Here is a 7,569-nt window from a genome sequence, read left to right as displayed (position 1 = left end):
CTGCATCTGGATCATTTGGTTTCTCCCGACCTTTAGGGTAACGACCCCAGGGTTTCGCTCAAACCGGGTGTGCGAGAGCCTTTAGGCTTCCAGCACCTCCCAGCGTTTCGTTTTCGACTTGGGCGCGCATTCGATGATGCGGACGCTGTCGCCCACCTTGTAGGTGTTCTTCTCGTCGTGAGCCCGGTACTTCTTGGACTTACGAATGGTTTTCTGCAGCACGGGGTGCTTGAAGCGGCGTTCGACCGAGACGGTCACGGTTTGCGCGTTGGCATCAGAGGTCACGACGCCTTGCAGGATACGCTTGGGCATGGGTGGCCTCCTTATTCCGCTGCCGCAGACGCGGCTTTTTCGTTCAGCACGGTCAAGACGCGCGCCACGTTGCGGCGCACGGTCTTCATCCGCGCGGGGTTCTCGATCTGGCCGGTCGCGGCCTGAAAGCGCAGGTTGAACTGCTCTTTCTTCAGGTTCACCAGCTCTTCACGCAGCTGGTCGGGCGTTTTGTCACGCAGCTCTGCAGCGTTCATGTCGCCATCGTCCTTCTCTCAAAACACCGGTCGGCCCCTGACGATTGGCTCAGGGTCACCTGCAAACCCGGTGGATGAATTGCAAACAAGCGAATCCCGGGGGCATCCCGGGCTCGCGGATTTGGGCTCTATAAGGGAGGTGGGGCGACAGGGCAAGGGGGAAGTTCGGATTTCCGTCGGGTGGATGCGACCCCACCTTGCGGCGGCTTCAAAGTGTCCAATGGCACACCCGTCGAGAAGCCGCGCATCGACGGGCCGCGGTGCGGCGAACCAACGGCCGTGGGCGCCACTTTATCCCCGCCAAGCACATCCACCCTCCCGCCGTCGCGCCTACCCCACCAAATCGCCGTGGCGTCGGGGCGGCCCGTCGAGGCGCGGCGGGCTTCGCCCTTGTTCCGCGCAGGGACAAACCGCACCCGGCTTGTTTGGTATTTCACCCTACCCCCACCCGTAATTGAAGCTCACCGAGATCCGGTCATCCTCGGCCATGTTCGCCGGCACCTCGTGCCTCAACCAGCTTTCCCAAAGCAGAACATCCCCCACCTTCGGCGCCTCGTAGATGAAGGTCCTGAGCTCCCGCCTTGCCCCCTTCAGCCTTGCCGGCGCCGCCATCATCCTTGCATGGCGCGGGTCCTCCAGCTTCAGCGCGCTGGTCCCCCCCGGCATCGCCACGTAGGTCGTGCCCGATATCACCGAATGCGGGTGGATATGGCTGCCATGGCTGCCCCCCTCGGGCAGGATGTTGATCCAGATATCCTCGAGCTTCAGCTCCCGCCCGTCGAGGTCGAACTCCAGGTCCTCGGCAAATGCCGCCACATGCGCATCGAGCGCCTTGACCACGTCCGCGAAGATCGGAAACCGCCACGGCAGATCGGTCAGCGAGGCATAGGAGGTATAGCCCGGATAGCCGTTCTCCTCGCACCACTCCTGCCCCGCCGCGTCGTCCTCGGCGATGGAATAACACGACGCCTCCAGCTCATCGGCGTCGATGGCGGGCCCGTGCTCGCTGAGCGCAGCACGGTAAAGGCGGGTCACGAAAAGCGAGTCGATCTGTGGCATGGCCCTCTCCTAGCCCACCTGTCGCCCCGGCGCGAGAGGTCAGTATCGATTCACTTGTTCGATGCGTCCCGCCCGGGCAAGCGCCAAAACCACTGGGAAGGAAATCCCGAGCCTCGCGCACTCCCCCCGTCCCGGCCCCCGAGCCGGGACCTCGCCGTGCCCACGAAAGGTAGAGCGAGTGCCCCCAAACAAACCAAACCCCCGCCGATCACTCGACGGGGGGTCCGAATTCTCTCCGGGACGGCGGTCCGCAGATTTCCTCGAAATCCGCTACCCCGCCCCGTCATTTGCAGGCAAATGACGTTACCAGTCTTCCTTGACCACGATGCGGGTCTTGATCGGCAGCTTCATCGCGGCAAGGCGCAGGGCCTCTTTCGCGATGGCGTCGGAAACGCCGTCGATCTCGAACATCACCCGGCCGGGCTTGACCTTGCAGGCCCAGAAATCGACCGAGCCCTTGCCCTTACCCATCCGAACCTCGGTGGGTTTCGAGGTCACCGGGGTATCCGGGAAGATCCGGATCCAGACCCGGCCCTGACGCTTCATGTGACGCGTCATGGCCCGGCGGGCGGCTTCGATCTGGCGCGCGGTGACGCGCTCGGGCTGGGTTGCCTTGAGCCCATAGGTGCCGAAGTTCAGGTCCGAGCCGCCTTTGGCTTCGCCCTTGATCCGGCCCTTGAACTGCTTGCGGAATTTAGTGCGCTTCGGTTGCAGCATCTCTTATCCCTCCTCAGCGGCGGCCGCCGGCGCCACGGGGCGCGGGACCATCCTGAAGTTCCTGGGCCTTGCGATCACGGGCCGACGGATCGTGCTCCATGATCTCACCCTTGAAGATCCAGACCTTGACGCCGATGATGCCGTAAGGCGTGGACGCCTCCGCATGGGCATAATCGATGTCGGCGCGCAGCGTGTGAAGCGGCACGCGGCCTTCCCGGTACCACTCGGTCCGGGCGATCTCGGCCCCGCCGAGGCGGCCCGACACGTTGACCCGGATACCCAGGGCCCCCATGCGCATCGCGTTCTGCACGGCCCGTTTCATCGCACGGCGGAAGCTGACCCGGCGCTCGAGCTGCTGGGCGATGCTCTCGCCAACCAGCGCGGCGTCAAGCTCGGGCTTGCGCACTTCGACGATGTTGAGGTGCAGTTCGCTGTCGGTCATCTTGGCGAGCTTCTTGCGCAGGCTCTCGATATCGGCGCCTTTCTTGCCGATGATCACGCCGGGGCGCGCGGTGTGCACCGTGACGCGGCACTTCTTGTGCGGACGCTCGATGATCACGCGGCTGACGCCGGCCTGCTTGCACTCTTCCTTGATGAACTCGCGGATCCGGACATCTTCCAGAAGAAGATTGCCGTAATCCTTCGTATCGGCATACCAGCGGCTGTCCCAGGTGCGGTTCACCTGCAGGCGCATGCCAATCGGATTGACTTTGTTACCCATTAGGCTTGCTCCTCGACTTCACGCACCTTGATTGTCAGCTCCGAGAACGGCTTCATGATCCGCCCGAACCGGCCGCGTGCCCGCGGACGGCCGCGCTTCATGACCAGGTTCTTGCCCACATAGGCCTCGGCGACGACAAGCTCGTCGACATCCAGGTTGTGGTTGTTCTCGGCATTCGCGATCGCGGACTGAAGGCATTTCTTCACGTCCTGCGCGATCCGCTTCTTCGAGAAGGTCAGGTCGCTCAGCGCCTTGTCGACCTTCTTGCCCCGGATCATCGCGGCAACCAGGTTGAGTTTCTGCGGGCTGGTGCGCAGCATGCGCAGCTTCGCCATCGCTTCGTTGTCCGCCACGCGGCGGGGATTCTTCTCCTTGCCCATGGCTTACTTCCTCTTGGCTTTCTTGTCAGCCGCGTGCCCGTAATAGGTCCGCGTCGGTGCGTATTCCCCGAATTTCTGGCCGATCATGTCTTCGTTAACCAGAACCGGAACGTGTTTCTGACCGTTATAGACGCCAAACGTCAGGCCCACGAACTGGGGCAGGATCGTCGAGCGGCGCGACCAGATCTTGATGACTTCCTTGCGCCCGCTTTCGCGCGTTGCCTCGGCCTTTTTCAGGACGTAGGCATCGACAAAGGGGCCTTTCCATACAGAACGTGCCATGTCTTAGCGGCCCTTCTTCCGTGCGTGACGCGAGCGCAGGATAAGTTTCTGCGACGCCTTGTTGGTGTTGCGGGTGCGCTTGCCCTTGGTGGGCTTGCCCCACGGCGTGACCGGGTGGCGGCCACCCGAGGTGCGGCCCTCACCACCGCCGTGCGGGTGGTCGATCGGGTTCATCACGACACCGCGGACAGAGGGGCGGATGCCCTTGTGGCGCATGCGGCCGGCCTTGCCGTAATCCTGGTTGGAGTTGTCGGGGTTCGACACGGCACCCACGGTGGCCTTGCACTCCTGGCGCACCATCCGCAGCTCGCCCGACGACAGGCGGATCTGCGCATAGCCGCCGTCACGGCCGACGAACTGGGCATAGGTGCCCGCAGCGCGTGCGATCTGGCCGCCCTTGCCGGGCTTCAGCTCGATGTTGTGAACGATCGTCCCGATCGGCATACCGGAAAACGGCATGGCGTTGCCCGGCTTGATGTCCGCGCGCTCGGACGAGACGACCTTGTCGCCGATCGCCAGCCGCTGCGGGGCCAAGATGTAGGACTGTTCGCCATCCTCGTAGCGGATGAGCGCGATGAAGGCCGTCCGGTTCGGGTCGTATTCGATCCGTTCGACGGTGGCGGCCACATCGAATTTGTTGCGTTTGAAATCGACGATCCGGTAGAGCCGTTTGGCCCCGCCCCCGCGGCGTCGTGCAGTGATACGTCCGGTGTTGTTCCGGCCGCCCGACTTGGTCAGACCCTCGGTGAGGGCCTTGACGGGGCGTCCTTTGTACAGCTCCGAACGGTCGATCAGCACCAGCCCGCGCTGGCCCGGCGTCGTCGGCTTATACGACTTGAGTGCCATGCTTTCTGTCTTCCGTTAGCTAACGCCCCGGGCTTGGATCCGAGGCTATGTGTAGGGTGGGTGTGAACCCACCTTGGTGTAGGGCCCCGAAGGTCCCCGGTTCGGTGATGTTCTCGCGAACAATAAAAACACAGCCCCAGACGAATCCGGGGCAGTGCAGATGGGTCCGTTTAAGCGAGAGACCGGGGCGGGTCAAGGGAGTAAGGGCAGAAATGCGCCTGCGGGCCCTCGCGCCGTAGGGTGGGTGCCAACCCACCTCTCCTCCGGCCATTAAGCCGCGCGATCGCCAGGCCGCGGGGTGGCGAACCAACAGGCGTGGAAACCACTTTATCTCTTCACATCCGAAAGACCTCGCGACGTCACGCCGCCCTCTCTCAATCGCCAGCCCGTCGGGGCGGCCTGGCGATCGCGCGGCGGGCTTCGCCCTGGATTACGCGCGGGTTGCCCCCCGTTGGGCTGGTGCCAACCCACCCAAAGAAAAACCCCGGCCACTCCACGCAGCCGGGGTTTCCCTTCTCATCCCGCCCCGGACCTGATCCGGGGCCTCGTCGACATCCACCCTTCCACCATCCGGCAGAAGCGCCCGGGGTCGCCCCCGGGACGGGGCTCAAAGCCCGGTCGTCACGTCGATCGTGTTGCCTTCCTCGAGCGTCACATACGCCTTCTTGACGTCCTTCCGCGTGCCCTTGATGCCGCGGAAGCGCTTGTTCTTGCCCTTGGTGATCGTGGTGTTCACAGCCTTCACCTTCACACCGAAGAGCGCCTCGACGGCCTCCTTGATCTGCGGCTTGGAGCTGTCGATGTCCACCTCGAAGACCACCGCGCCGGCTTCCGACGCCATGGTTGATTTCTCGGTGATCACCGGCTTGCGGATCACGTCGTAATGTTCCGGTTTCGCGCTCATTTCAGTCGAGCCTCCAGTGCTTCGACACCCGCCTTCGTGATCACCAGCGTGTCACGCTTGAGGATGTCATAGACATTCGCGCCCATGCTCGGCAGCACGTCCAGACCTTCGATGTTGGCGGCCGCGCGGGCGAACTCGGCGTTCACCTCCGAGCCGTCGATGATCAGCGCGCGCTTCCAGCCCAGATCCTTGACCTGCTTGGCCAGGTCCTTGGTCTTGGAAATGCCGTCCGCCGCCTCGATCACCACCAGCTGCCCGGCTTTCGCCTTGGCGGAAAGCGCGTGCTTGAGACCCAGCTTGCGCACCTTCTTGGGCAGTTCATGCGCATGGCTGCGCGGAACCGGGCCCTTGTAGATGCCACCCTTGCGGAAGATCGGCGCGTTGCGGTCGCCGTGGCGGGCGCCACCGGTGCCCTTCTGGCGATAGATCTTCTTGGTCGAGTAGCTGGTCTCGGTCCGGGTCTTGACCTTGTGGGTCCCCTGCTGCGCCTTGTTGCGCTGCCAGCGGACGACGCGGTGAAGAATGTCGGCGCGCGGGTCCAGGCCGAAGATCTCTTCGCCCAGATCGACCGAGCCGGCTTTCCCGCCGTCCAGTTTGATCACGTCGAGTTTCATTCCTCGCCTTCCTTCTTCTCACCGTCATCGTCGCCCTTCTCGGCTTCGATGTCGGCCTCGGCTTCCTTCAGCGCCTCGGCTTCCGCGGCGGCCTGCTCTTCGGCAAGGCGCTTGGCTTCGGCTTCGGCCTCGGCAGCGGCGGCGGCAGCGGCTTCCTCGGCGGCCTTGGCGGCAGCCTCGGCTTCCGATTTCAGCGCCGCGGGCAGGATCGCGCTTTCCGGGAACGGTTTCTTGACCGCGTCCTTGATCGTGACCCAGCCGCCCTTCGAGCCCGGAACCGCGCCCTTGACCATGATCAGGCCACGGTCGGCATCGGTCTTGACGACCTGAAGGTTCTGCGTGGTCACGCGGACGGCGCCCATGTGGCCGGCCATCTTCTTGCCCTTGAACACCTTGCCCGGGTCCTGGCACTGGCCGGTCGAGCCGTGGGCGCGGTGGCTGATCGACACACCGTGGCTGGCCCGCAGGCCGCCGAAGTTGTGCCGCTTCATGCCGCCCTGGAAACCCTTACCGATCGAGGTGCCCGACACGTCGACGAACTGACCCTCGAAATAGTGGTTCGCGGTGATTTCCTCGCCCACGTCGATCATGTTCTCGGGCGCCACGCGGAATTCCGCGATCTTGCGCTTGGGCTCGACCTTGGCGGCGGCGAAATGGCCGCGCATGGCCTTCGAGGTCCGCTTCGCCTTGGCCGTGCCGGCACCCAGCTGAACGGCCGAATAGCCGTCGCTCTCGGCGGTGCGCTGAGCGACCACCTGAAGCTTGTCCAGTTGAAGGACGGTCACGGGAACCTGCTTCCCGTCCTCCATGAAAAGCCGGGTCATGCCGACTTTCTTTGCGATTACGCCAGAGCGCAACATATCGTCACCCTCCCTTAAACCGAAATCTGAACGTCCACGCCCGCGGCGAGGTCGAGCTTCATCAGCGCGTCCACGGTCTGCGGGGTGGGGTCGACGATGTCGAGCAGCCGCTTGTGGGTGCGGATCTCGAACTGGTCGCGGGATTTCTTGTTCACGTGCGGGCCACGCAGAACGGTGAATTTCTCGATCTTGTTCGGCAGCGGGATCGGCCCACGTACCTCGGCACCGGTCCGTTTGGCGGTGTTGACGATCTCCTGCGTGCTGGCATCCAGTACGCGGTAGTCAAATGCCTTCAGCCGAATGCGAATGTTTTGGCTTTGCATTGGGGTAGCCTTTCGCGGCGTTGGAGTTGATAGGAGGAAGGCCGGACCACCCGGCCTCCCTCGTCGAACCCTTGGGGTAGTTCTTACTCGATGATCTTCGACACGACGCCGGAACCCACGGTGCGGCCGCCTTCGCGGATGGCGAAGCGGAGGCCGTCTTCCATGGCGATCGGCGCGATCAGCTCGACACCGAATTTCAGGTTGTCGCCGGGCATGACCATCTCGGTGCCCTCGGGCAGGGTCACGGTGCCGGTCACGTCCGTCGTCCGGAAGTAGAACTGCGGGCGGTAGTTGGCGAAGAACGGCGTGTGACGGCCGCCTTCATCCTTGGTCAGG

13 protein-coding genes are annotated in these 7,569 nt (G+C 63.8%); all 13 read right to left on the bottom strand.

Annotated features, from left to right (window positions below):
- Window positions 1-81 precede the first annotated feature (81 nt).
- Complete coding sequence (rpsQ, locus tag RLN94_RS05710) at window positions 82-312, bottom strand: 30S ribosomal protein S17 (protein WP_057819255.1); 231 nt, start codon at window positions 310-312, stop codon at window positions 82-84.
- Between the two features lie 11 nt (window positions 313-323).
- Entirely contained in the window at window positions 324-527 is a 204-nt protein-coding gene (rpmC, locus tag RLN94_RS05705) for a 50S ribosomal protein L29 (protein WP_300895669.1), read from the bottom strand.
- Between the two features lie 438 nt (window positions 528-965).
- Complete coding sequence (locus tag RLN94_RS05700) at window positions 966-1,586, bottom strand: 2OG-Fe(II) oxygenase family protein (RefSeq protein ID WP_350126579.1); 621 nt, start codon at window positions 1,584-1,586, stop codon at window positions 966-968.
- Window positions 1,587-1,889: 303 nt separating this feature from the next.
- The gene (rplP, locus tag RLN94_RS05695) at window positions 1,890-2,303 is read right to left on the bottom strand and encodes a 50S ribosomal protein L16 (RefSeq protein ID WP_057819264.1); all 414 of its coding nucleotides are present in this window, start codon (window positions 2,301-2,303) and stop codon (window positions 1,890-1,892) included.
- A gap of 13 nt (window positions 2,304-2,316) precedes the next feature.
- Window positions 2,317-3,024 (bottom strand): 30S ribosomal protein S3, encoded by a 708-nt coding sequence (rpsC, locus tag RLN94_RS05690; protein ID WP_350158824.1) that lies wholly within the window; start codon window positions 3,022-3,024, stop codon window positions 2,317-2,319.
- Window positions 3,024-3,404, bottom strand: coding sequence for a 50S ribosomal protein L22 (gene rplV, locus RLN94_RS05685; RefSeq protein WP_300895666.1), 381 nt, complete (start codon window positions 3,402-3,404; stop codon window positions 3,024-3,026). Before rplV ends, rpsC begins: the two co-directional genes overlap by 1 nt.
- A gap of 3 nt (window positions 3,405-3,407) precedes the next feature.
- Window positions 3,408-3,686, bottom strand: coding sequence for a 30S ribosomal protein S19 (gene rpsS / locus RLN94_RS05680; RefSeq protein WP_057819270.1), 279 nt, complete (start codon window positions 3,684-3,686; stop codon window positions 3,408-3,410).
- A gap of 3 nt (window positions 3,687-3,689) precedes the next feature.
- Window positions 3,690-4,532, bottom strand: a complete 843-nt coding sequence (gene rplB / locus RLN94_RS05675; protein ID WP_350126593.1) for a 50S ribosomal protein L2 — start codon at window positions 4,530-4,532, stop codon at window positions 3,690-3,692.
- A gap of 607 nt (window positions 4,533-5,139) precedes the next feature.
- Entirely contained in the window at window positions 5,140-5,436 is a 297-nt protein-coding gene (locus RLN94_RS05670) for a 50S ribosomal protein L23 (RefSeq protein ID WP_350126590.1), read from the bottom strand.
- Entirely contained in the window at window positions 5,433-6,050 is a 618-nt protein-coding gene (rplD, locus tag RLN94_RS05665) for a 50S ribosomal protein L4 (protein ID WP_350126597.1), read from the bottom strand. The genes RLN94_RS05670 and rplD overlap by 4 nt, the downstream gene beginning before the upstream one ends.
- Window positions 6,047-6,910 (bottom strand): 50S ribosomal protein L3, encoded by an 864-nt coding sequence (gene rplC / locus RLN94_RS05660; protein WP_350131303.1) that lies wholly within the window; start codon window positions 6,908-6,910, stop codon window positions 6,047-6,049. Before rplC ends, rplD begins: the two co-directional genes overlap by 4 nt.
- 14 nt (window positions 6,911-6,924) lie before the next feature.
- Entirely contained in the window at window positions 6,925-7,233 is a 309-nt protein-coding gene (gene rpsJ, locus RLN94_RS05655; protein WP_007817142.1) for a 30S ribosomal protein S10, read from the bottom strand.
- Window positions 7,234-7,316: 83 nt separating this feature from the next.
- The coding region (locus tag RLN94_RS05650) for an EF-Tu C-terminal domain-related protein (protein WP_502949478.1) at window positions 7,317-7,569 on the bottom strand (253 nt) is incomplete at its 5' end.

This window comes from Roseovarius sp. (assembly GCF_040223625.1).
Classification (GTDB): Bacteria; Pseudomonadota; Alphaproteobacteria; order Rhodobacterales; family Rhodobacteraceae; genus Roseovarius.
Note: the sequence above shows the minus strand (reverse complement) of the source record. Positions and strands in the feature narration are given on the sequence as shown.

What these genes read in the sequence shown, in the direction of transcription:
- rpmC (WP_300895669.1), bottom strand. Translation starts at nt 527, where the DNA reads ATGAACGCTGCAGAGCTGCGTGACAAAACGCCCGACCAGCTGCGTGAA.
- rplP (WP_057819264.1), bottom strand. Translation starts at nt 2,303, where the DNA reads ATGCTGCAACCGAAGCGCACTAAATTCCGCAAGCAGTTCAAGGGCCGG.
- rplD (WP_350126597.1), bottom strand. Translation starts at nt 6,050, where the DNA reads ATGAAACTCGACGTGATCAAACTGGACGGCGGGAAAGCCGGCTCGGTC.
- rpsQ (WP_057819255.1), bottom strand. Translation starts at nt 312, where the DNA reads ATGCCCAAGCGTATCCTGCAAGGCGTCGTGACCTCTGATGCCAACGCG.
- rpsJ (WP_007817142.1), bottom strand. Translation starts at nt 7,233, where the DNA reads ATGCAAAGCCAAAACATTCGCATTCGGCTGAAGGCATTTGACTACCGC.
- rplB (WP_350126593.1), bottom strand. Translation starts at nt 4,532, where the DNA reads ATGGCACTCAAGTCGTATAAGCCGACGACGCCGGGCCAGCGCGGGCTG.
- RLN94_RS05700 (WP_350126579.1), bottom strand. Translation starts at nt 1,586, where the DNA reads ATGCCACAGATCGACTCGCTTTTCGTGACCCGCCTTTACCGTGCTGCG.
- rplV (WP_300895666.1), bottom strand. Translation starts at nt 3,404, where the DNA reads ATGGGCAAGGAGAAGAATCCCCGCCGCGTGGCGGACAACGAAGCGATG.
- rplC (WP_350131303.1), bottom strand. Translation starts at nt 6,910, where the DNA reads ATGTTGCGCTCTGGCGTAATCGCAAAGAAAGTCGGCATGACCCGGCTT.
- rpsC (WP_350158824.1), bottom strand. Translation starts at nt 3,024, where the DNA reads ATGGGTAACAAAGTCAATCCGATTGGCATGCGCCTGCAGGTGAACCGC.
- rpsS (WP_057819270.1), bottom strand. Translation starts at nt 3,686, where the DNA reads ATGGCACGTTCTGTATGGAAAGGCCCCTTTGTCGATGCCTACGTCCTG.
- RLN94_RS05670 (WP_350126590.1), bottom strand. Translation starts at nt 5,436, where the DNA reads ATGAGCGCGAAACCGGAACATTACGACGTGATCCGCAAGCCGGTGATC.